The 24,214-nt window shown below is 41.2% G+C and carries 16 protein-coding genes; 12 read left to right on the forward strand and 4 right to left on the reverse strand.

Features of this window, described 5'->3' with window-relative positions; genetic code table 11:
- The first annotated feature begins 82 nt into the window (after nt 1-82).
- From aceB to aceK, 3 genes are all read left to right on the forward strand, one after another.
- Entirely contained in the window at nt 83-1,681 is a 1,599-nt protein-coding gene (gene aceB, locus J6836_RS19495; RefSeq protein ID WP_219245491.1) for a malate synthase A, read from the forward strand.
- 56 nt (nt 1,682-1,737) lie between these two features.
- Nucleotides 1,738-3,045 (forward strand): isocitrate lyase, encoded by a 1,308-nt coding sequence (gene aceA / locus J6836_RS19500; protein ID WP_219245492.1) that lies wholly within the window; start codon nt 1,738-1,740, stop codon nt 3,043-3,045.
- A 105-nt stretch (nt 3,046-3,150) separates the two neighbouring features.
- Nucleotides 3,151-4,890, forward strand: a complete 1,740-nt coding sequence (aceK, locus tag J6836_RS19505; protein ID WP_219245493.1) for a bifunctional isocitrate dehydrogenase kinase/phosphatase — start codon at nt 3,151-3,153, stop codon at nt 4,888-4,890.
- Nucleotides 4,891-4,955: 65 nt separating this feature from the next.
- Here the strand turns inward: aceK and J6836_RS19510 are convergent, their stop codons facing one another.
- On the reverse strand, nt 4,956-5,597 hold the full coding sequence (locus tag J6836_RS19510) for a bifunctional 4-hydroxy-2-oxoglutarate aldolase/2-dehydro-3-deoxy-phosphogluconate aldolase (RefSeq protein ID WP_219245494.1): 642 nt from the start codon (nt 5,595-5,597) through the stop codon (nt 4,956-4,958).
- Nucleotides 5,598-5,622: 25 nt separating this feature from the next.
- A complete protein-coding gene (edd, locus tag J6836_RS19515) occupies nt 5,623-7,473 on the reverse strand; it encodes a phosphogluconate dehydratase (RefSeq protein ID WP_219245495.1) in 1,851 nt (616 codons plus the stop codon).
- Nucleotides 7,474-7,768: 295 nt separating this feature from the next.
- On the opposite strand from edd, the gene J6836_RS19520 reads away from it, so the two are divergent.
- The 3 genes from J6836_RS19520 (at nt 7,769) to J6836_RS19530 (ending at nt 10,755) form a co-directional block, all read left to right on the forward strand.
- On the forward strand, nt 7,769-8,593 hold the full coding sequence (locus J6836_RS19520; protein WP_255586266.1) for an N-acetylmuramoyl-L-alanine amidase-like domain-containing protein: 825 nt from the start codon (nt 7,769-7,771) through the stop codon (nt 8,591-8,593).
- 431 nt (nt 8,594-9,024) lie between these two features.
- Nucleotides 9,025-9,294, forward strand: a complete 270-nt coding sequence (locus J6836_RS19525; protein ID WP_255586267.1) for a helix-turn-helix domain-containing protein — start codon at nt 9,025-9,027, stop codon at nt 9,292-9,294.
- A gap of 567 nt (nt 9,295-9,861) precedes the next feature.
- Nucleotides 9,862-10,755 carry an N-acetylmuramoyl-L-alanine amidase gene (locus J6836_RS19530; RefSeq protein ID WP_219245497.1) on the forward strand — a complete coding sequence of 298 codons (894 nt, stop codon included), beginning with the start codon at nt 9,862-9,864 and terminating at the stop codon, nt 10,753-10,755.
- 80 nt (nt 10,756-10,835) lie between these two features.
- Here the strand turns inward: J6836_RS19530 and iclR are convergent, their stop codons facing one another.
- Nucleotides 10,836-11,666, reverse strand: coding sequence for a glyoxylate bypass operon transcriptional repressor IclR (gene iclR / locus J6836_RS19535; RefSeq protein WP_219245498.1), 831 nt, complete (start codon nt 11,664-11,666; stop codon nt 10,836-10,838).
- Between the two features lie 206 nt (nt 11,667-11,872).
- On the opposite strand from iclR, the gene metH reads away from it, so the two are divergent.
- From metH to J6836_RS19550, 3 genes are all read left to right on the forward strand, one after another.
- The gene (metH, locus tag J6836_RS19540) at nt 11,873-15,556 is read left to right on the forward strand and encodes a methionine synthase (protein ID WP_219245499.1); all 3,684 of its coding nucleotides are present in this window, start codon (nt 11,873-11,875) and stop codon (nt 15,554-15,556) included.
- Between the two features lie 67 nt (nt 15,557-15,623).
- Nucleotides 15,624-16,214: a hypothetical protein gene (locus J6836_RS19545; protein ID WP_219245500.1), complete on the forward strand. Its 591-nt coding sequence runs from the start codon at nt 15,624-15,626 to the stop codon at nt 16,212-16,214.
- A 174-nt stretch (nt 16,215-16,388) separates the two neighbouring features.
- Nucleotides 16,389-17,858: a tetratricopeptide repeat protein gene (locus J6836_RS19550; protein ID WP_219245501.1), complete on the forward strand. Its 1,470-nt coding sequence runs from the start codon at nt 16,389-16,391 to the stop codon at nt 17,856-17,858.
- 61 nt (nt 17,859-17,919) lie between these two features.
- Here the strand turns inward: J6836_RS19550 and lysC are convergent, their stop codons facing one another.
- Nucleotides 17,920-19,296 carry a lysine-sensitive aspartokinase 3 gene (gene lysC / locus J6836_RS19555; protein ID WP_219245502.1) on the reverse strand — a complete coding sequence of 459 codons (1,377 nt, stop codon included), beginning with the start codon at nt 19,294-19,296 and terminating at the stop codon, nt 17,920-17,922.
- 1,395 nt (nt 19,297-20,691) lie between these two features.
- Between lysC and pgi the strand changes: the two genes are divergently transcribed.
- The 3 genes from pgi to ubiA all read left to right on the forward strand — a co-directional run bounded on the left by pgi (nt 20,692) and on the right by ubiA (nt 24,155).
- On the forward strand, nt 20,692-22,338 hold the full coding sequence (pgi, locus tag J6836_RS19560; RefSeq protein ID WP_219245503.1) for a glucose-6-phosphate isomerase: 1,647 nt from the start codon (nt 20,692-20,694) through the stop codon (nt 22,336-22,338).
- Between the two features lie 309 nt (nt 22,339-22,647).
- A complete protein-coding gene (gene ubiC / locus J6836_RS19565) occupies nt 22,648-23,151 on the forward strand; it encodes a chorismate lyase (RefSeq protein WP_219245504.1) in 504 nt (167 codons plus the stop codon).
- A gap of 149 nt (nt 23,152-23,300) precedes the next feature.
- Nucleotides 23,301-24,155: a 4-hydroxybenzoate octaprenyltransferase gene (gene ubiA, locus J6836_RS19570; RefSeq protein ID WP_219245505.1), complete on the forward strand. Its 855-nt coding sequence runs from the start codon at nt 23,301-23,303 to the stop codon at nt 24,153-24,155.
- The last annotated feature ends 59 nt before the right edge of the window (nt 24,156-24,214 follow it).

Consider the following 24,214-nt stretch of genomic DNA (forward strand, 5'->3'; position numbering starts at 1 on the left):
ATTAAAATGGAAATCGTTTTTGATTTATTTTTATTTTGATCTTAAGCTTAATTCATAACCCGATATGAATGAGGACTGATCAATGGAACATCAATTATTAGCATCAGATTTAACATTTACTAAAGAAATACCTCATCAAGATAATAGAGTATTACATAATGATTCTATTGAATTTCTTTCTCATTTAGTCGAGGCTTTTTTACCTCGCAGAAATCAATTACTGAAAGAAAGGTTAGAAAGACAGGCGAAGATTGATGCTGGGGAATTACCAGATTTTATTTTGGAATCTAGTTCCATAAAAAATGGTGATTGGAAAATACAAAATATCCCTGAGGATTTAGGTGATCGCCGAGTTGAAATCACTGGCCCTGTTGAACGTAAGATGGTTATCAATGCTTTGAACTCTAACGTTAAAGTTTTTATGGCTGATTTTGAAGATTCTCTTTCCCCTTCTTGGGAAAAGTTAATTGATGGGCAAATCAACTTAAGTGATGCCATTAATGGTGATATTTCTTATACCAATGAAAACGGTAAAGTTTATCAACTGAAGTCAGACCCCGCTGTATTGATTGCCCGTGTTAGAGGTTTACACCTCGATGAAAAGCACGTGTTATTTGGTGGAACGCCAATTCCTGGTGGGCTGTTTGATTTTTCACTCTATTTTTTTAATAACTATCAAGCCTTGTTAAAAAAAGGGAGTGGTCCTTATTTCTACATTCCAAAATTAGAATCTTGGCAGGAAGCAAAGTGGTGGAGCGATGTATTTAGCGCAGCCGAAGATTTTGTAGGATTACCTCGCGGAACAATTAAGGCAACCGTTTTGATTGAAACATTGCCTGCGGTATTCCAAATGGACGAGATTCTTTATCACATGCGCCACCACATTGTTGGCTTAAATTGTGGTCGTTGGGATTATATTTTTAGCTATATCAAAACATTGAAAGAACACCCTGACAGGGTGTTGCCCGACCGCCAGATTGTCACTATGACACAAGAGTTTCTAAGTGCGTATTCTCGTTTATTAATTAAGACATGCCATCGTCGTGGTGCATTTGCGATGGGGGGGATGTCTGCATTCATTCCAAGTAAAGATGAAGAAGAAAATCGGACAATTTTAGCCAAGGTAAGGGCTGATAAAGAGCTAGAGGCAATAAATGGACATGATGGTTCGTGGGTTGCACATCCAGGCTTAGCAGATGTTGTTATGACTGTTTTTGATAAAGCACTTGGTGAGCGAGCAAACCAACTCGATGTGTTTCGCGACTCCGACCCTGAAATTACTGCAGAGCAGCTTTTAGTACCATGTTCGGGTGAAAGAACTGAAGCTGGAATGAGAGCGAATATCCGTGTTGCAGTGCAGTATATCGAAGCATGGATATCGGGTAATGGTTGCGTTCCTATTTATGGATTAATGGAGGATGCGGCAACGGCTGAGATTTCAAGAACTTCTATATGGCAATGGATAAGGCATGGTAAGTCTTTGTCAAACGGTGAAAAGGTTACCAAGGTTCTTTTCGAAGAAATGCTAGACGAAGAGCTTCAAGTTATTCAAAAAGAGCTTGGCGACAAACGCTTCCAGAGTGGGCGTTTTAGGGAGGCTGCAGACTTAATGAGGCGTATTACAACACAAGATGAGCTCATTGAGTTCCTGACCATCCCAGGATACCAATTATTAGACTAATAATAGCAAACATAACATTCGATAAACCCTACGTATTACTATAAAGGAAGTGGATCATGACTACATCGCGCTTAGAGCAAATTGCCCAATTAGAAAATGAATGGAAAAAACCACGTTGGAAAGGCATTACACGCCCATATTCGGCGGAAGAAGTGATTAAATTACGTGGTTCAGTCAATCTGGAACATTCATTAGCACGTAAAGGTGCTGAACGTTTTTGGGAGCAGCTACATGGGAAATCTAAAAAGGGTTATGTTAATGCGCTCGGTGCATTGACAGGTGGGCAAGCTTTGCAGCAAGCGAAAGCAGGCATCGAGGCGGTTTATTTGTCAGGCTGGCAGGTTGCTGCGGATGCAAATACTGCTTCGAGCATGTATCCAGATCAATCACTTTACCCTGTTGACTCAGTTCCTTCAGTAGTTCAGAAAATTAATAATACTTTTCGTCGAGCTGATCAAATTCAATGGGCAAATGGCATTGGGCCAGATAATAAAGAATACATTGATTTCTTTTTACCCATTGTTGCGGATGCAGAGGCAGGTTTCGGTGGCGTGCTAAACGCCTTTGAATTAATGAAAAATATGATAGAGGCGGGTGCTGCTGCGGTACACTTTGAAGATCAACTTGCGGCAGTAAAAAAATGTGGTCATATGGGTGGTAAAGTTTTAGTGCCAACTCAAGAAGCTATTCAAAAATTGGTTGCAGCACGGCTAGCTGCAGATGTGTCTGGTGTTCCGACTATCTTAATTGCACGTACGGATGCAGATGCTGCCGACCTTCTTACCTCAGATTGTGATGAATATGATGCAGATTTTGTGACGGGAGAACGCACTTCAGAAGGCTTTTTCCGTACCCATGCAGGTATTGAACAAGCGATCAGTCGTGGTTTAGCCTACGCGCCCTATGCTGACCTTGTTTGGTGCGAAACATCAAAACCTGATTTAGAGGCAGCAAGGCAATTTGCAGATGCGATTCATGCGAAATACCCTGGCAAACTATTGGCGTATAACTGCTCTCCATCATTTAACTGGAAGAAGAATTTAGATGATGCCACGATTGCTCGATTCCAAGATGAACTCGCTGCAATGGGGTATCGCTTCCAATTTATTACATTAGCGGGCATCCATAGTATGTGGTTTAACATGTTTGACCTCGCTCACTCTTATGCTCAAGGGGAGGGGATGCGCCATTATGTAGAAAAAGTTCAAGAGCGTGAATTTGCTGCAATGAATAAGGGGTATACCTTCTCTTCACACCAACAAGAAGTGGGTACGGGGTACTTTGATAAGGTCACAACGGTTATTCAAGGAGGAACTTCTTCAGTAACCGCTTTAACGGGGTCAACAGAAGAAGAACAATTCTAGTCAATATTTCCTTTATTCGGTGTTTCTGTTTATTTGATGTATCGGTTAACTTTCAGGCACGTTAAGTGCCTGTTTTTTCTTTAAAGAAATGAAATGGGAGTAAACATGATCCTGACAACTGAACAGATCATAGCCCAAACAATCTTGCAGGGATTTGATGCGCAATATGGGCGCTTCCTTGAAATAACATCTGGAGCTCAAGAACGGTTTGAGCAGGCAAATTGGCATGCTGTGCAATCTGCGATGAAACAACGTATTCAATTATATGATCATCATGTTGGCTTAGTTGTTGCTCAGTTACAATTTATGGGGTTAGTGCAATCATTAACACCTGATAAATTGGCACTAATTAAACATGTTTATAAAACATTACTGCCTGATTACCCACGGTTTGAAATTGCAGAAAGTTTTTTTAACTCAGTATATTGCCGATTATTCCAGCATAGAGAACTGACTCAAGATAACCTATTCATTTTTACCTCTCAGCCAGCGAGGCGTTTTTCAGCATCTCCTCGGCCTCTCGCGCGGGAATATCGTGTGGATGGCAATCTAGCGACTTTGCTATTCTCAATCTTGGGTGGGTTACCGTTAAGATTACCTTGGCGAGATTTAAATCTTGATATTCAATGTATTATAGAGACGTTACAGCATCGTTTTTTACATATTAATACGCAAAAATGTAGCCTACATATTGCAAATGAGCTGTTTTACCGCAATAAAGCAGCTTGGTTGGTAGGTAAAATTTACATTGATGATGAAGTACACCCTTTTTTATTGCCTATTCATCACGATGATAATCGTAAAGTATATATTGATACTTGTTTAACTGCATTCGATGAGGCGAGTATCGTGTTTGGTTTTGCACGCTCTTATTTCATGGTATATGCCCCTTTTCCTGCAGCCTTGGTATTTTGGTTAAGGGAAATCTTGCCAAGCAAGTCTATTGCTGAGCTTTATATGGCAATTGGCTGTCAAAAACACGGAAAAACGGAGTATTATCGGGAGTATTTAGCCTATATTAACTTTGCTAGAGAACAATTTACTATCGCGCCAGGGGTTAAAGGCATGGTGATGTTGGTGTTCACTGCACCTGCTTTTGACCGTGTATTTAAGATTATTAAAGACACATTTGCCCCTCAAAAAAACGTGACAAAAGAAAGGGTTCAAGAGTGTTATCGGATCGTCAAAGAACACGATCGCGTAGGGCGAATGGCGGATACGCAAGAGTTTGAAAACTTTATAATAAATAAAAGTGCGATTAGTCATGAATTGATGATGGAGCTATTAAACGAGGCGCCATCACAAATTGAGGATCTGGGTGACAAAATATTAATTCGCCATTTGTATATGGAAAGAAAGATGGTGCCGCTGAATATCTATATGGATAACGCAAATGATGAGCAGCTAAATAATGCTTTGAATGAATACGGGTGGGCAATCAAACAGCTAGCAGCGGCAAATATTTTTCCAGGTGATATGCTTTTTAAAAATTTCGGTGTGACACGGCATGGGCGAGTTGTTTTTTATGACTATGACGAAATTTGTTATATGACAGAGGTAAATTTTCGTCATATACCTGAGGCGTTATACCCTGAGCAGGAATTATCAGGGGAGCCATGGTATAGCATCGGGGAGCATGATGTTTTCCCTGAAGAGTTTGCGTCATTTATTTGCCAAAATAAGCAAATTCGTGATTATTTGCAGCAATATCATGCTGATTTGTTTTCAGCTGATTTTTGGCAAAAACTACAAAAGCGTATTTTGAGTGGTTATGTAGAGGATGTTTATGCATACCGTGAAGAATTACGTTTTTGCCATCAATTTAACATGTTGCTACCTTGCTAAATGGCCTCGTTATCACTGATACAGTTAGGAAAATCGCGACTCGGTGATTACCGAGTCACTTAACTTTAGTCTTGTGTACCTTGAATCGCTTCTTGGGCTAGTTGTGTAATTTTTTCGTAGTTACCCGTGTTCAGTGCATCTTCAGGAACTATCCATGATCCGCCGATACAAAGTACGCTTTCCAGTGCCAAATAGTCACGATAGTTAGCTAATGATATCCCCCCTGTTGGGCAGAACCTTACCTGTGAAAATGGTCCTGCGATGGCTTTTAGCGCTTTAACGCCGCCATTCGCTTCTGCAGGGAAAAACTTGAATTCTTTCAAACCATAATTCATACCAAGCATCAATTCTGAAACAGTTGAAATACCAGGAATTAAAGGAATATTTCCTTGAACTGCGGCAGCTAATAGTTCGTCGGTTAATCCTGGGCTGATAGCAAATTGGGCTCCTGCTTGGGAAACGTCAGCGAGCTGTTTTGCATTAATGACGGTGCCAGCTCCGACAATCGCTTCGGGGACTTCTTGAGCGATTAAACGGATTGCATCAACAGCGCACTCCGTTCTTAACGTCACCTCTAATACTTTGATACCACCATTAACAAGGGCTTTAGCTAGGGGCACGGCTTGCTCAATTTTTTTGATAACAATGACGGGTACGATAGGGCCTTGCTTAAGAATCGCTTCTGCGGTCATTTTCCAATTATTCATATTTTTTCCTATTAGTAAAAATAGATTAAAAATCAATGCTACAAGCGCCTTCTTCGGCACTCGATAAATTTCGTCTTAGTGCACCGAAAAGTTCTCTGCCACACCCTATGTGTTTATCACTCAAGTCAGGTTTATGTGCGGGGCGCTTCGCGATTTCTTGCTCATCAATGAGGAGTTGTAATTCACCAGTCAGTGCATTCACTCTGATCATATCTCCATCTTTAACTTTTGCTAGGAGTCCGCCATTGTAGGCTTCAGGTGTCACATGGATTGCCGAAGGAACTTTACCTGATGCGCCAGACAGTCGGCCATCGGTCACTAGTGCAACCTTATAGCCCCTATCCATTAGAACACCGAGAGGTGGCATTAATTTATGGAGTTCTGGCATGCCATTAGCGGAGGGACCTTGAAAACGCACAACAATAATACAATCACGATTTAGTGCACCGGATTCAAATTGTGTTGCAATATCATTTTGATTATCAAAAACCACAGCAGGTGCTTCAATAATTTGGTTTTCCTCAGGAACAGCAGAAGTTTTCATTATTGCACGACCTAAATTACCAGAAAGTAATTTTGTTCCACCGTGATGGGAAAAAGGTCTGTCTATTTGCGCAATAACTTCAGGATTAAAGGAATCTTTAGGGCCTTCTCGCCATTCTAGCTGCCCATTATTTAACCAAGGTTCTTGTGTATAGCGTGAAAGGCCAAAACCTGCAACCGTGTTAACATCTTCATGTAATAGCCCTTTTTGCAGTAATTGGTAAGCTAATAGTGCAACGCCGCCAGCGGCTTGGAACTGGTTAATATCTGCTTGTCCATTTGGATAGATACGGCAAATTAATGGGACGATTGCAGAAAGGTCGGAAAAATCATCCCAATTGATGATAATTCCTGCTGCTCGAGCAATGGCGACGAGGTGCATGGTGAGGTTTGTTGAACCACCGGTCGCAAGTAAGGCAACAATTCCATTCACGATGACTTTTTCATCAACTAACTGTCCGATAGGTAAGTATTGGCCAGATTGCTCAGTTAATCGAGTAATTTGCCGTGCAGCTGCATTGGTTAAAGCATCACGTAGGGGCGTTTCAGGGGGAACAAAGGATGCACCTGGCAAGTGTAGGCCCATGACTTCCATAACCATTTGATTCGAATTGGCTGTCCCATAAAAAGTACAAGTTCCAATGCCATGGTATGAGGCGGCTTCTGCTTCTAATAATTCGTTTCGGCCTACTTTTCCTTCCACATATAACTGGCGAATACGTACTTTTTCTTTATTAGGCAGCCCTGTAGACATGGGACCTGCGGGAACAAAAATGGCGGGAAGGTGGCCAAATGATAGGGCGCCAAGCATTAACCCTGGAACGATTTTATCGCAAATACCTAAATATAACGCGCCATCAAACATATTATGGGATAAACCAATCGCTGTAGACATTGCAATAACATCACGGCTGAGCATCGATAGTTCCATGCCGTCTTGTCCTTGAGTCACACCATCACACATGGCGGGAACCCCTGCTGCAACTTGGCCAATAGAGCCAGCTTCGAGTAAGGCTTTTTTTAATTGCTCAGGGTATTTATCGTATGGGCGATGAGCTGACAACATGTCGTTATAGGCGTTAATAATCGCAATATCAGTACGAGTCATACTTTTTAGTATTTGTTTTTCTTCTGTTTGGCAGGCAGCAAAACCATGAGCAAGATTACCACAAGCTAAGGAAGCTCGGTGAACAGTGGTACTACGTGCATATTCAATTCGGTTTAAATAGGCGGCACGCGTTTTTGCGGATCGCGAAATAATACGTTGAGTGATCCGCGCTAAGTCATTATGGATAGCGGGTGGTATTGTCGTTTCAGAGATCTTTTTGCTCATGATAATTGCTCCAGAAGATAGAAAAACATCATATTTTCTGCTTCGTTTCAGGGTGTTTCTTGATGGACTAACTTTTTTGTATCCCTATTCGCACTTTATGTTACCGGTAACATTGTTAAATGAAATTGCTTAACTTGCAATCATCAAAATTGAGATTCAGCATTAACTGTGATCTGAATCAAAATTATAATATGGAGTAATCTGTACAGAAAAAGTACAAATGGCATGCTATAGTGAGGTAAATAAAGCAAATTCTTGTAGAGTTAATGTCATTGTAGGGCCATAGATTTAAAAGATGGATAATAAAAATTGCAGGAATGTTGAAATGCTAAAGTGGATGATTATTAGCGTAATTCTGTTGTTTGCACCGATTACTTATGGGACGGTAGAAATCACCGCAGGTTCATATACTGTTTTAATGAATATACTTAGCCAACAGAGCCTATTTGATAAGCAAGAAGAAAAAACAGAAGTGATCACGCGTTCTTTAATGGGATCACCTTATAACAAACATACATTAAATCATTCTCAATTTTCGGAAGAAAAACTAGTTATTAATTTAAAATCAATGGATTGTATGACTTTTATTGAGTATACAGAGGCTTTTAAACGCTCGAAAAACTACGAGCAATTTATCACTAATTTAGCGAAAATTCGTTATACCGATCAGGATATTCAGTTTACAAACAGGCGACATTTTTTTTCTGATTGGGCTCAAAGCCCTAATCCACTCGTGTTGGATATTACAACGCAAATCAGCCCTCATGCTGTATCTGTAAATAAAAAATTGAACTTCAAAAATGATACGAGTTTGCTTATTTCTGGTTTTCCAATAAAAAATAGAACAATAAGCTATATACCAATGGAATACATAGATGATAATCTGATTTTAAATCTAAAGACGGGTGATTATATTGGCATTTACTCTAAATACAAGGGGTTAGATGTATCCCATGTCGGTATCGTGATCCGTCATAATGACAAAGTTCTATTTAGGAATGCATCATCACTAAAAGGAAATTTAAAGGTTAGTGATAGTGAGTTACGTAGTTACTTGAATGGGAAATTAGGCATAGTTGTTTTTAGAACAAATTATGATAACAGGCTAAATTCAAAATAATTTGATTTTTTAATCTGAATATTTAACCTAAATAAAGGTTAATCTGGCTTAGATTAGGTTATTAGTAGCGTATTTAGCTTTGTTTTTAAAAGTAAAAATAAAAATAAAAAAATAACATGAATTAGAATCGTATTTTTATTAGTTTCTAATTATTACCAGCAACATTTAAAGTGTAAAAGGATATTAAATTGTCGATTTGATCAATAAGATATTACAATATAATTTAAATGAATTAAATTTTTAAAAAACTTTTATAAAGCAATAGATTGCTTTATAAATAATACTAAAGTTTCTTTTTTTTTGTATATGAAAAACACGTTTGCCTATCAATCGGTATTGTTTTGATTGTTCATAACTATTTTAAATGTATTTAATTAATTTTATAATGATTAATGCTAGCTAAATTTTATTTTCTTATTTAGGAGATGGTTATGCATATCGTTAACAAGAAAAATATTTATGCATTATTGGGAAATCATTTACGAAAAGCTAGATTGAGCAAGGGGTTATCTGGAAATGAGTTAGGTTCAGTTATTCAGTTGAGCCAGCAACAAGTGTCTCGTTATGAGTTAGGGATCAATAAATTAAGTTTAGATAAATTAATTGAAATTGTCATTTTTTTGGATATTGATATTAATGAAATTACTAAATTAATCATTAAGCAAGTTGAGTATGAGAAAAAGGAGTTGGTACCGAGTTGAAATTTTTTATGGTGTTTCAATAAATTTTTATGATTAATCAATTGTACTAAAAAATATTGAACTACAGAGAGCTGATTTTTCATTTATTACGCTACCGAATAAAAATAAAATTAATGGATTATACTTACTATTATAAGTGTCGTTTTGATGATAAATTCTTAAGAGTAAAAAACATTTAAATCTAATTTGCACAGCTATAATGAATTGAATTTATATTTTTCGATGTGAAAATGATTAATATTATTCTTAATAAATAGTTAAGTCATTATTTAACTATTGAAGTTAGTCGCAACAAGTGCCTATTAGTAAAAAATTTAGGGTGGTTGGTAAAAGGTGTTTTTGTTTCATTTTGAACGAAAAAACACGAACGTTAAGCTTACTTATTTTTTCTATAAAGGATAGGAAGGAATAGGTAAGCTCTAAAAGTGAATCTATGTTAATTTATTTTACCTGCGATTTTTCTGTCAAGTTTTGCCATCGAAAAGCAACACGGTTTTTATAGTGTTATCGATAACCTTATGTTTAAATATGCCACACACACTGTGGGTAGGATAAGGCTAAGGTTTGATGTTGAAACATATAGGGATATTTCTCATTTTCTTACTTGCTGGGTGTACGGCTCCCACATCAAATAATGGTTATTACGTCGATAAACGTAACCCTTCTCAAAACACCAGTGAACGCATTCAGTATGTTATTTTGCACTATACGGTGTCCGATGATGACCATTCTATTAAAATATTGACCAAAGGTAAGGTCAGTTCTCATTATCTCATTCCAAGCCATCCAGATTATAAAGATGGAAAACCTATTGTATTACAGCTCGTTCCTGAAGAATTAAAGGCTTGGCATGCGGGTGATAGCCGTTGGCTTTACCATACCAGCTTGAATGACTCCTCAATAGGAATTGAAATTGTGAATTCGGGTTTCCAAGGAGAGAAAAAAGGGAAAACAAGCTGGCCGCCATTTAATGAGTCGCAAATCACGGCTTTAATTCCGTTACTAAAAGATATTATGCAGCGGTATAACATTCCTCCTGAGAATATTATCGGCCACAGTGATATTGCGCCGCTACGTAAGCAAGACCCTGGTAAAGCTTTTCCATGGCAACGCCTTTCACAACAAGGGATTGGAGCTTGGCCAGATCCTAAAACAGTTAATAAATACCTTGCAGGCCGGAACGTGAATGAACCTGCAAATATACTGCGTATTCAAAAGGCACTGAAGTTTTATGGATATTCAGGTATTCCGTTATCAGGCAAGTTAGATGTACAAACGAAAAAAACCTTACGTGCATTCCAATTACACTTTAGGCAGCGGGATATTGAAGGTTTAGCGGACGCAGAAACAGAAGCTATTGCCCTTGCATTGATTGAAAAGTATCGTGATATATCAAAATTTAAAGCCTTTGAGCGAACTAAGCAACTAGATCATACTTCTGCTAGCCAGCAAGGGGATTAATTTTTAAATACCTTGGTTTTTTATTATGTTACTCATCAAAAGTGCGGGTTTCCCCGCATTTTATACATCTAGGTACTGAACTAGCGATTTGCACCATACTCACGGCTAATTTCTTTCGCTGCTTTAATGACCATCGCCCCTAACTCTGTAATTCGGTCATCAGTAATTCGAGATAATGGCCCAGAGATAGATATAGCGGCAAATGCCTCTTTGTGTTCATCATAAATACAGGCACCAATACACCTTAAACCTAAGGCATGCTCTTCATCATCATAAGAAAACCCTTGTTTCTTGGCTTGTTGTAAATTTTCTTTTAATGCAGAAGGGTTGGTTAAGGTAAAGGGGGTATAAGCATGTAACCCTTTACGGCTCAAAAGTGGAATGAGCTTATCTTCAGGTAAATTAGCGATAAACGCTTTACCTGCACCAGATGCATGTAAAGGGAGTTTGCCACCAATTGGCGCAGACATGCGCATTAATGCAGTACATTGTACTTGGTCGACAATAACGGCATCGTACTCAGTATGGTCAAGAATTGCTAAATTGACGGTTTCACCAGATTCATCCATTAAACGACGTAAAATAGGGTGAACTAACGCTAACAAATTCCGACTTTCTAAGAAACTACTACCAATAATAAAGGCGTTGGAGGCGATAACCCACAAGCCTAAGTCACCTGTTTGGCGTACAAAACCATGCTGTTCTAAGGTCATTAATAGCCGGTGTGTTGTTGAGTTGGGTAAACCTGCTTGCAATGCGAGGTCAGTTAAGGCGATGCCTCCAGTGGACTCAGAAATAGATTCCAACAGCGTGAGCCCACGGCTTAATGATTGGACTTGTCCTGCTGCGGTTGCACCACTTGCTGGCCCTTTTGCTTTTTTGAGTTTTTTTGTAATTGGTGCCGTTGCCATTAAGCCTCTCCTGACTGTAATGAAATTTGATTCTATTATGAACTAACTGAGCTGAAAATACTCATCGGATCAGTGAGAAAGTGATCGTTACATAACCTGAGAAACTCTCATCATAACAGTGAATTTCAAACACAAAAGTTATGGTAGGATGTTAAGTGTAAAAATTTGACTTATTTCTCAGTGTTTTCGATCAGGAGGGCAGTGCAGTGTCCGAAAAAGTGAATCAATTAGAACAAGAATTAAAAAAACGTATATTGGTATTAGATGGTGCGATGGGAACAATGATCCAGCAGCACAAACTCACAGAAGAACAGTTTCGTGGTGAACGCTTTGCGGATTGGCCTAGTGACCTGAAAGGCAACAATGACCTCTTAGTCCTCACACAGCCTGATATTATTCGAGAAATACATAGTCAATATTTTGAAGCGGGCGCAGATATTATTGAAACCAATACATTTAACTCCACGTCCATTGCGATGGCGGATTATAAAATGGAAGCGCTTTCCGCAGAAATTAATGAAGTAGCTGCACGTATCGCCCGTGAATGCGCGGATGAATGGACACGTAAAACCCCAGAAAAGCCACGTTATGTTGCAGGAGTCTTAGGGCCAACTAATCGTACCGCATCGATTTCCCCTGATGTGAACGACCCTGCATTTCGTAATATCACTTTTGATCAACTGGTTGACGCTTATCGAGAATCCACGCGATCGCTCGTGAAAGGCGGGGTTGATCTGATCATGATCGAAACCATTTTCGATACGTTGAATGCTAAAGCCGCCATTTTTGCAGTAGAAACGGAACTTGAAGCGCTCAACGTTTCATTGCCTGTTATGATTTCAGGGACAATAACGGACGCTTCTGGTAGAACGCTTTCTGGGCAGACAACGGAAGCTTTTTATAACTCACTGCGCCATGCACAGCCGATATCATTTGGGCTGAATTGTGCATTGGGGCCTGATGAATTACGTCAATATATTGCGGAGCTGTCACGCATTGCCGAATGTTATGTGAGTGCTCACCCTAATGCAGGGTTGCCAAATGCCTTTGGTGAATATGATCTCGATGCACAAAATATGGCGCAGCAAATCCAAGAATGGGCAAAAGCGGGTTTCTTGAATATTGTGGGTGGGTGTTGTGGGACAACGCCGCTGCATATTCGCAAAATGGCGGAGGCTGTTGAAGGGATAGCACCGCGTCAATTACCCAATTTACCTGTCGAATGTCGTCTTTCAGGGCTAGAGCCGCTTAATATTGGGGCAAAATCGCTGTTTGTGAACGTAGGGGAAAGAACCAACGTCACTGGATCAGCAAAATTCAAGCGATTGATTAAAGAAGAAAACTACCAAGAAGCTTTAGATGTGGCTCGTCAACAAGTCGAGAGTGGTGCTCAAGTCATTGATATTAATATGGATGAGGGCATTTTGGACTCCCATGCGGCCATGGTACGTTTTCTTAATCTGATCGCGGGGGAACCTGATATTGCCCGCGTGCCAATCATGATCGACTCCTCAAAGTGGGACGTTATCGAAGCAGGGCTTAAGTGCATACAAGGCAAAGGTATTGTGAACTCCATTTCAATGAAAGAAGGGGTTGAGGTCTTTGTTGAACACGCCAAATTATTGCGTAAATACGGTGCTGCTGTTGTCGTCATGGCATTTGATGAGGTAGGTCAGGCGGATACTCGCGAACGGAAAATTGAAATTTGTCGCCGTGCTTACCAGATTTTGACAGAAGAAGTTGGCTTCCCTGCCGAAGATATCATTTTTGACCCTAATATTTTTGCGGTAGCGACAGGAATTGAAGAGCACAATAATTATGCCGTTGATTTTATTGAAGTCTGTAAGGATATTAAAGATCAACTCCCTCATGCGATGATTTCAGGTGGTGTTTCTAACGTCTCTTTCTCATTTAGGGGAAACGATCCTGTTCGTGAGGCGATCCATGCTGTGTTCCTGTATTACGCGATCCGCAATGGTATGGATATGGGGATCGTCAACGCGGGGCAACTCGCCATTTATGATGATCTTCCTGCAGAGTTAAAAGATGCCGTCGAAGATGTGATTTTAAACCGCCGTGATGATAGCACGGAGCGTTTATTGGAGCTGGCTGAGAAATTTCGTGGTTCAGGATCTGTAGAGCAACAAGTGCAACAAGCGGAATGGCGCAGTTGGGAAGTGGAAAAACGTTTAGAATATGCCCTAGTGAAAGGGATTACCGAATTTATTATTCAAGATACGGAAGAAACTCGCCAGCGTGCATCAAGCCCAATTGAAGTGATTGAAGGGCCATTAATGAATGGCATGAACGTGGTTGGAGACCTGTTTGGTGAAGGGAAAATGTTCTTGCCACAGGTAGTGAAATCGGCCCGCGTGATGAAACAAGCGGTGGCTTATTTAGAACCCTATATTCAAGAACTTAAACAATCAGGTAGCAGCTCAGGCAAAGTGCTATTGGCGACAGTCAAAGGGGATGTTCACGATATCGGTAAAAACATTGTTGGTGTTGTTTTACAGTGTAATAACTATGAAATTATTGATTTAGGTGTGATGGTGCCATGCGAAACCATTTTAAAAACGGCGCGTGAGCAAAATGTCGATATTATCGGTCTGTCTGGCTTGATCACGCCATCCCTTGATGAAATGGTGCATGTCGCAAAAGAGATGGAAAGACAAGGTTTTACGCTACCATTATTGATTGGTGGTGCGACAACTTCGAAAGCGCATACTGCCGTTAAAATTGAGCCGAATTACAGTGGGCCAACCACTTATGTACAGAATGCGTCACGGACTGTAGGTGTCGTCGCCGCACTGTTATCTGAAACGCAAAAGGCGGATTTTGTTGCGCGTACACGCCGTGAATATGACACGGTACGCTTGCAGCATGGTAGAAGACGGCCGAAAACACCGCCAGTTGCACTGGATATTGCACGTGCAAATGCGGTGAATATTGACTGGCAAGCATACCAGCCACCTATGCCAAAATTCCTCGGTGTTCAGGAAGTTAGCGCCTCGATAACAACCTTACGTGAGTATATCGATTGGACACCATTTTTCATGACATGGTCTTTAGCTGGTAAGTATCCGCGCATTTTAGACGATGAGGTCGTAGGCACCGAAGCTCGTAAGTTATTAAATGATGCCAATGAGATGTTAGACCGACTCGAAAATGAGCGCTTACTGACACCAAAAGGTATTTTTGGCTTATTCCCTGCCAACCGTGTTGGTGATGATGTTGAAGTCTATACTGATGAAACACGTCATCATGTGCAAGTGCTGAGTTTGAACCTACGTCAGCAAACCTTAAAGACGGATTTCCCGAACTATTGTTTATCGGATTTTGTGGCACCAAAAGACAGCGGTAAAGCCGATTACATTGGGGCGTTTGCTGTGACAGGTGGCCTCGAGGAGGATGCGCTGGCGGATGAGTACGAAAAACAGCATGATGACTATAATAAAATCATGGTCAAAGCACTGGCGGATAGACTAGCAGAAGCCTTTGCAGAATATTTGCACCAGCAAGTGCGCACCCAATATTGGGGCTATGCCGCAGATGAAAACTTGAGTAATGAAGAGCTTATCCGTGAAAATTACCAAGGTATCCGCCCTGCACCGGGGTATCCGGCTTGCCCTGAGCACACAGAAAAAGAAAAAATTTGGCAGTTGTTAGACGTTGAAAACCAAGTGGGAATGAAACTGACAAGCTCCTATGCGATGTGGCCAGGTGCTGCGGTATCGGGTTGGTATTTCAGTCACCCAGACAGTAAATATTTTGCCGTAGCGCAATTGCAAAAAGACCAAATAGCTGACTATTCGCAGCGTAAAGGAATGTCGGTGACAGAACTGGAGCGTTGGTTAGCACCTAACTTAGGGTATGACCCCGAAGATTGATGAAACAGTGTATTGATTTTTCAGGTGTTCGGCACCATCTTATGGGTAAAGACATTAAAGGGGTCCAATGATGAGCTATGAATTTATTATTGAAAATGAACTGCCACAAGCCGTGGCATTTCCTTATCAGATCCAAAACAGTGCGGCGCCTGAAACGTTTATCATGAGCGAAGATGCGGTCAGTGCCATGATGAGCATCTTACAAATCATGGATAAACTCGACACCGACGAGTCCCTTGATGAGCACTGTTTTAACCAAATTTGGTTAAAAAGCGAGTTAACACCCGCCCGTGCGGAAGAGATTTATTTATTTCTAGAAGAGCGTTTAGCCGTCGCGCCAGTGCCTTCACAAGAAGAAATTGCTGCATTTCATCAAGCACAAGTGGATGAAAACACACTGTTATCGCAAGAAAGTAGCAAAGAAGGCATGATCCCAGTCCATAAGTTTTCCACCAATGACGGTTGGTTAGTCACGACCAAAGAGTGTGAGTGGATAGCAGAGGTTTTTGCTCCCGAATTGGTGAGTGAAAACCACTTTGTGGTATCGCAAATTTCAGAATTATGCAAAATCAGCCATCAAAAGCTGGAACATTTGTTGATTGAATGGGGCAAATTCAATTTATTCGCTAGCAAACATGGCGGCTACCGCGTTAATTAAGCCCTTGATGGTTTAGTCTCTGATTTAGGTGATGGTCGTTCAGCGAGACATGAACATCACCTAAATTTTTCGCCGAAATTCCTTTCTAATCGCGTTTTTTCAGCTTAAGTCCCTTATGAATTTCTTATTGGAATGTTATGTTAATAACATAACGCCAATGAATGGGTAATGGTGATGAAATTACGGTATTTATTTCTAGCAGTCTGTTTGAGTACAGCATTTGTGGCTCAAGCCAATTCTGAAGCGCCTTCCACCAAAAATAAGCCAGCAGAAACGACAGGGCAGACTAACGATGTCGTACTTCCTGATGATTTTAAAGCAAAATTAAAATCAGCCAAGGAAGGGAATGTTGATGCAATGGTGGATGTCGGGCTGGCCTATATGGAAGGGACGGATTTTTTACAGGTTAATGATAAAGAGGCCTATCGCTGGTTTAAAAAGGTCTCGGATTTAGATAATACCGATGGGGATTATTACCTCGGTATGTTGCTGCAAAACCAAGAGAAATATAAACAAGCGGAGCGTTGGTATCGCCGTGGCGCAGAAAAAGGTGATGCATATTGCCAATATGCGTTGGGCTATTTTTATGAACACGGGCTAGGCGTTACACAAAACTTGAAGCAAGCCAAGGCATGGTATTCCGAAGCCGCAGAACAAGAACATGCCAATGCGCAATTTGCCATGGGGCTTTTTTACCATGACGGCCTTGGTGGGAACGTGGATTACCAAAAAGCCCGTGAATGGTATGAGCGGAGTGCTGTCAATAATATCGCCGCCGCAGTCAACAACCTTGCTGTGATGTATGAAAATGGTGAGGGTGTTGAAAAAGATGACGCAACCGCTATTTATTTGTATCGCGAAGCGGCCAATATGGGCTCTGCGATTGCGCAAAATAATATGGGTGATTTTTACCAAAAGGGTCATTCACTTATCGAAAAAAATGGCTACCAAGCTATGTACTGGTATAAACGAGCGGCGCTGCAAAATAATGTCGATGCGCAACTGGCTATCGCAAATGCCTATGAGTCAGGCGATGGTGTAGGGAAAGATTTAGCGGAGGCATTTGTTTGGTACGAGCGTGCTGCGCAAAATGAGTCGCTGGATGCGGGTATGAAAGTGGCTGAATTTTATGAAAAAGGGCTTGGTGGCATTGCGAAAAACCCAGCTAAAGCTATCGAACTCTATAAAGCATTAGCCAAGGATGAGGCTAATGATGCGCAAATTAAATTGGCGAAGATGTATGTTGCTGGTGAATTAAATGATGTGGATATCAAGGATATCGTCAATTGGTTGCAGCTGGCGGAAGATGATAGCCTTGACGCGAAAAACCAATTAGCCATTTTCTATTTAACAGGAACTGGCGTTGCACAGAATTCACAAAAAGCACGCCAGCTTCTAGAGAAAGTTGCGTTTAAGAAAAATAGTGATGCACAAAATAACTTAGCGGTGATGTACGCTCGCGGTGAAGGTGGGGAGAAAAATATTTTCCGCTCCGTGATGTGGTTTGAGCGAGCCGCAGAACTCGGGAATGAAACGGCAAAACGTAATTTGGCACTTTTGCAGAATAATAAAGAGGTTAAAGCCTCGATGCTGCGTTATACCGATAACATCAATCAATCGATGGAAAACGCGAACAAGCGTTAAGAGTTCAATGAAAAGGCGATCATGACGATCGCCTTTTATTTTTCAGGATGGGTGGTGTGAATTATTCGAACAAATTACTGTGTAATGTCCGAACGATATCTTCCGCATTATTACCCGGAACCAGCAGGCAGATATTGTGGCTGCTTGCGCCGTAGCTGATCATGCGAATATTGAAAGACTCTAATGCCCCGAAAATCTGTTTTCCAAGGCCATTCACTTGCGATAATTCGTTACCGATAATCGCTACTAACGCTAAGTTTTCTTCAACTTCAACGCGACATAACGCGGAAAGCTCCGTCATCAATGCGTTGGTTAATAAGCTACCATTGGTGCCTGTCGATCCTGTTGTATCGAGTGTGAGCGCAACACTGACTTCTGAGGTGGTAATTAAGTCCACAGAAATATTGTGGCGTAGTAAAATAGTGAAAATTTCCGCTAAGAAACCACGTGCATGCAGCATTTTCAAGCTATGAAGCGTTAATAATGTTTGTTTGCGACGCAGCGCTAATGCTCTGAATTGCGGTGGGTTAGTGGTTTTGTCACTGACAATGGTTCCACCCGCTTCAGGCTCTTTACTCGAGCCCACAAACACAGGAATGCCCGAGCGAACAGCAGGAAGCAAGGTGGCTGGATGCAGAATTTTAGCCCCAAATGTGGCCATTTCCGCTGCTTCATCAAAGGCGATTTCATCGATACGCTGTGCATTTGGCACAACACGCGGGTCAGTGCTGTAGATACCCGGAACATCTGTCCAAATATCCACACGGGATAAATTCAGCACCTCAGCTAATAGCGCTGCCGTATAGTCACTGCCACCGCGGCCCAGTGTGGTTGTACGGCCTTTTTCATCGCGGCCAATAAAGCCTTGCGTGATCACTACTGACTCAGCTAAGCGAGGGTGTAAATGTTGCTCGGCAAGGGCTTTTAACTGATCGAGATCTGGCTCTGCACGGCCAAAGCTGTCATTGGTTCTCATCACTTTACGCACATCAAACCATTGCGAGTTGGCATTGCGCTGACGTAAAACCTCAACAAAAAGCAGCGTCGACATTAATTCCCCATGACTGACCATTTCATCTGTCAATGCATCAGAGGTAGCGAGAGAAGCAGAATCCGCTAAATGGGCAATATTATCCAGTAAACGATTGATTTCTTCACGAATAACGTCTGCGGTTTGTAGATTATCAATAATCGCATATTGAATATCTTTAACCTTTTGTAGCAGCTCATTGCGTTTATCAGCGTCACAACCTTCAGCCAATTCAATCAGTAAGTTAGTAATGCCTGCGGAGGCAGAAAGAACCACAACGCGCACGTTGGGGTTAGAAAGAACAATATTTGCGCTGTTGTTCATTGCCTCAAAGTTAGCGACACTCGTGCCACCAAATTTTGCAATAACAAACTGATTGTTGTCTGACGAAGACGCTACGGTATTCATGGTGTCAATCCCTTTGGTTAAACCTAAACTTTATATAGATTTATCGGGTAAATAGAAGCGCGTCAATCAAGAATCGAAGCAAATCAGTAATTCTAATGATGGGGGGGTTATTATCGGTTTTCTCAATATACTCGTCATCCTTCAAGCTGCATGGGTGTTGGCTACGCTCAGATAGCCGAATCACATACTTTTGTATGCTCATCGGTCTATCTTCCCTTGCCGCCTACATGCAGCTCGAATGATTTAGAGTATATAGATGCCGTTTTTCAAGCTGCATGGGTGTTGGCTACGTTCAGATAGCCGAATCACATACTTTTGTATGCTCATCGGTCTATCTTCCCTTGCCGCCTACATGCAGCTCGAATGATTTAGAGTATATAGATGCCGTTTTTCAAGCTGCATGGGTGTTGGCTACGTTCAGATAGCCGAATCACATACTTTTGTATGCTCATCGGTCTATCTTCCCTTGCCGTCTACATGCAACTCGAATGATTTAGAGTATATAGATGCCGTTTTTCAAGCTGCATGGGTGTTGGCTGCGCTCAGATAGCCGAATCACATACTTTTGTATGCTCATCGGTCTATCTTCCCTTGCCGCCTACATGCAGCTCGAATGATTTAGAGTATATAGATGCCGTTTTTCAAGCTGCATGGGTGTTGACTGCGCTCAGATAGCCGAATCACATACTTTTGTATGCTCATCGGTCTATCTTCCCTTGCCGCCTACATGCAGCTCGAATGATTTAGAGTATATAGATGCCGTTTTTCAAGCTGCATGGGTGTTGACTGCGCTCAGATAGCCGAATCACATACTTTTGTATGCTCATCGGTCTATCTTCCCTTGCCGTCTACATGCAACTCGAATGATTTAGAGTATATAGATGCCGTTTTTCAAGCTGCATGGGTGTTGGCTGCGCTCAGATAGCCGAATCACATACTTTTGTATGCTCATCGGTCTATCTTCCCTTGCCGCCTACATGCAGCTCGAATGATTTAGAGTATATAGATGCCGTTTTTCAAGCTGCATGGGTGTTGACTGCGCTCAGATAGCCGAATCACATACTTTTGTATGCTCATCGGTCTATCTTCTCTTGTCGCCTACATGCAGCTTGAATGATTTAGAGTTATAGATGCCGTTTTTCAAGCTGCATGGGTGTTGACTGCGTTCAGATAGCCAAATCAACGACTTTTATCGATTTATCGGTCTATCTGCACCCGTCGCCATTTTTCAGTTAAATGGCATTGAAAGTGCGTATTTCAATAAAAGGGATAATTAAGTCTGGAAAAGTGCGGCAGAATTGGGGAATATCAATATAACGCAGAAAACCGATAAGTCCTGTTTCCTTGACGGGTTACAATCTATTTCTATTAAAAATTGTTTGGAGAGTGTTATCCATGAGAAGTATTAATCCAAGCCAAACGGCTGCATGGCGGGCGCTAGAGCAACATTTTGCGCAAATGAAAGATGTGCATATGCGTGATTTGTTCGAGCAAGATAAAGACCGCTTTACTAAATTTTCGGCAACGTTCGATGGTCAAATCTTAGTGGATTTCTCCAAAAACAGAATAACGCAAGAAACCTTAGATAATTTATTGGCACTGGCAAAAGAAACTGAGCTGGAAAATGCCATTAGTAGTATGTTCAAAGGTGAGAAAATTAACCGTACGGAAGACCGTGCGGTGCTGCACACAGCATTACGTAATCGCGATAACACGCCTGTTTATGTAGATGGCAAAGATGTCATGCCTGACGTCAATGCGGTGTTGGAAAAAATGCAGCAGTTTAGCCAACGTATTATCAGCGGCGAGTGGAAAGGCTTTACGGGTAAAGCGATTACTGATGTGGTGAATATCGGGATTGGCGGTTCTGACCTTGGCCCATTCATGGTGACTGAAGCATTGCGCCCTTATAAAAACCACCTGAATATGTATTTTGTTTCTAACGTGGATGGCACTCAAATTGCAGAAACGTTGAAAAAACTGAATCCAGAAACCACATTGTTCCTGATTGCGTCCAAAACATTCACCACGCAAGAGACTATGACCAACGCACATTCAGCCCGTGATTGGTTCTTAGCATCCGCAAAAGATGAAAGCCAGGTGGCTAAGCACTTTGTGGCGTTGTCCACTAATGGTGAAGAAGTCGCTAAGTTTGGTATTGATACCAACAATATGTTTGAGTTCTGGGATTGGGTTGGTGGTCGCTATTCATTATGGTCAGCGATTGGTTTATCCATCATTTTATCTGTTGGCTTTGATAATTTCGTTCAATTATTGAACGGTGCCCATGCAATGGATAAGCATTTCACCCAAACCCCACTGGAGAAAAACATCCCAGTATTGTTAGGGTTGATTGGCATTTGGTACAACAATTTTTTTGAATCGGAAACTGAAGCGATTCTGCCATATGATCAATACATGCACCGTTTTGCGGCATACTTCCAACAAGGCAATATGGAATCTAACGGTAAGTACATTGGCCGTGATGGAAAAGCCGTTTCTTACCAAACAGGCCCAATTATTTGGGGTGAGCCAGGAACAAACGGGCAACATGCGTTTTATCAATTGATCCACCAAGGGACAAAAATGATCCCTTGTGACTTTATTGCACCGGCAGTCACACATAACCCGCTGGGTGATCATCACGAGAAACTGCTTTCGAACTTTTTTGCGCAAACAGAAGCGTTAGCATTTGGGAAAACGCGAGAAGTGGTTGATGCCGAGTTTGCAGCGCAAGGTAAATCCGTGGCGGATATGGAATATGTGGCGCCGTATAAAGTGTTTGAAGGTAACCGCCCAACTAACTCGATTTTACTCAAAGAAATCACACCATATTCATTAGGTGCATTAATCGCGATGTATGAGCACAAAATCTTTACCCAAGGGGCGATTTTGAACATCTTCACGTTTGACCAATGGGGCGTGGAATTAGGTAAGCAGTTAGCGAGTCGCATCCTGCCTGAATTAGAAAACAGTGAAAAAGTCAGCAGTCATGACAGCTCAACTAATGGTTTGATTAACAGTTATAAAGCGTGGCGTTAATTATCCATTGAAATATTGTCGTAAAATTAAGCGGGAAGTCGTGTAAGCAACTTCCCGTTTTCTTTTCATTAAAATCATAAAATTGGTTTGATATAAGCCTGATCGTTAATGTGTTAATGAATTTTATTATTGTTCACAACTTGTTATTAATTAGGAAATTTTTCACTATTTTTTTACATTTTGTGTTGAATTTGTGACTTTTTATATAAATTGTTAGCTAACTTTAACCTTGTAGCAAAACAACGTGATATCCTATTTGGCAAGAAATACAGAAATCATAACCATGTTATTCATGGTGGAATTTACGTAATGGATGAAATGCTATTTACCTCGCAGCCAATCGAATGGATTGCGCAGGATGATGAAAGAGTTCCCGCTAACACACTCGATTGGTTACTTGAACTTGGCTCCATGACAAAACGTTTTGAACAACACAGCCAGCAAGTTACCGTCATACCGTATTTAGAACGCTATGTGTCGCAAGCAATGCTAAGTGCGGAAGAAGTACAAAATTTACCAGTAAGTCACCGTTATTGGGTACGTGAAGTGGTTATGTACGGAGATGGTATTCCGTGGTTACTAGGCCGGACGGTCATCCCTGAAGAAACTCTGACTGATGATGACCAACAATTGGTGGATATTGGCCGCATGCCCTTGGGGCGTTATTTATTTAGTCGAGATAATCTAACGCGTGACTATATCCATATTGGTTGTTGCGCAAAGCGTTGGGTTCGCCGCTCTCGATTAAGGCTATCTGATAAGCCATTGTTGTTAACCGAAATATTTTTACCTGAATCACCTGCATATCGTTAACTGTCCAAGTTATTTCAAACTGTAGATTTTGGCAAAACGCGATACAAACATACAAAAATCCGCGATTTACCATACTGAGTAGTGTGAACACCTACCTATTTTGAAGTATGATGGAATGAGAAAAGGAGCATGACAAAGTGGAGGGAAGTATGACGCTGAGTAAATGGCATGCATACAGCCGTTTAATGCGTATTGATAGACCCATTGGTTCACTGTTGTTACTGTGGCCGACGTATTGGGCACTATGGATAGCCGCTCAAAGTACACCAAATTTACATATTTTGATCGTGTTTACTGCGGGGGTATTCTTTATGCGTGCCGCGGGTTGCGTGATCAATGATTTTGCTGATCGCCATTTTGATGGTCATGTAGAGCGAACTAAGCATCGCCCATTACCGAGTGGGGATGTGACGGAAAAAGAAGCAAAAATTGTATTTGCTAGCCTAGTCGGTGTGTCTTTCTTGTTAGTATTAACACTCAATTCAATGACGATTTGGCTATCCATTGCGGGACTTGCTTTAGCGTGGATTTATCCTTTTGTTAAAAGGGTCAGCCACTTACCTCAGGTTGTACTGGGTGCTGCGTTTGGCTGGTCGATACCGATGTCCTTCTCGGCAGTTGGGGAATCACTCCCGTTAGTATGTTGGGTATTATTTATCGTGAATATTATTTGGTCAGTGGTTTACGATACACAGTATGCGATGGTTGACCGTGATGACGATTTAAAAATTGGCATAAAATCAACGGCAATTTTATTTGGTCAGTATGACAAACTGATTATTGGATTACTGCAATTGCTGATGGTTGTCTTGCTGGTGGTTGTGGGTCTATTGGCAAATTTAGGGATAATTTATTATCTTTCGTTGGCGCTGGTTGCGGGGTTATTTGTTTATCAGCAACAGTTGATGGTGAACCGCGAACGTGCTCCTTGCTTTAAGGCTTTCATGAATAATAACTTCGTTGGCTTGATTTTGTTTATTGGCATTATGGTGAGTTATTTTTAATGTGTGAATGATGTTCAATAGCCCAACAAAAAAGGTAATGTTTTTCAACATTACCTTTT

The organism is Providencia sp. R33 (assembly GCF_019343475.1).
Taxonomy (GTDB): domain Bacteria; phylum Pseudomonadota; class Gammaproteobacteria; order Enterobacterales; family Enterobacteriaceae; genus Providencia.

Coding starts and splice junctions, on each gene's coding strand:
- aceB (WP_219245491.1), top strand. CDS start 83: ATGGAACATCAATTATTAGCATCAGATTTAACATTTACTAAAGAAATA.
- aceA (WP_219245492.1), top strand. CDS start 1,738: ATGACTACATCGCGCTTAGAGCAAATTGCCCAATTAGAAAATGAATGG.
- aceK (WP_219245493.1), top strand. CDS start 3,151: ATGATCCTGACAACTGAACAGATCATAGCCCAAACAATCTTGCAGGGA.
- J6836_RS19510 (WP_219245494.1), bottom strand. CDS start 5,597: ATGAATAATTGGAAAATGACCGCAGAAGCGATTCTTAAGCAAGGCCCT.
- edd (WP_219245495.1), bottom strand. CDS start 7,473: ATGAGCAAAAAGATCTCTGAAACGACAATACCACCCGCTATCCATAAT.
- J6836_RS19520 (WP_255586266.1), top strand. CDS start 7,769: ATGGATAATAAAAATTGCAGGAATGTTGAAATGCTAAAGTGGATGATT.
- J6836_RS19525 (WP_255586267.1), top strand. CDS start 9,025: ATGCATATCGTTAACAAGAAAAATATTTATGCATTATTGGGAAATCAT.
- J6836_RS19530 (WP_219245497.1), top strand. CDS start 9,862: ATGTTGAAACATATAGGGATATTTCTCATTTTCTTACTTGCTGGGTGT.
- iclR (WP_219245498.1), bottom strand. CDS start 11,666: ATGGCAACGGCACCAATTACAAAAAAACTCAAAAAAGCAAAAGGGCCA.
- J6836_RS19545 (WP_219245500.1), top strand. CDS start 15,624: ATGATGAGCTATGAATTTATTATTGAAAATGAACTGCCACAAGCCGTG.
- J6836_RS19550 (WP_219245501.1), top strand. CDS start 16,389: ATGAAATTACGGTATTTATTTCTAGCAGTCTGTTTGAGTACAGCATTT.
- lysC (WP_219245502.1), bottom strand. CDS start 19,296: ATGAATACCGTAGCGTCTTCGTCAGACAACAATCAGTTTGTTATTGCA.
- pgi (WP_219245503.1), top strand. CDS start 20,692: ATGAGAAGTATTAATCCAAGCCAAACGGCTGCATGGCGGGCGCTAGAG.
- ubiC (WP_219245504.1), top strand. CDS start 22,648: ATGGATGAAATGCTATTTACCTCGCAGCCAATCGAATGGATTGCGCAG.
- ubiA (WP_219245505.1), top strand. CDS start 23,301: ATGACGCTGAGTAAATGGCATGCATACAGCCGTTTAATGCGTATTGAT.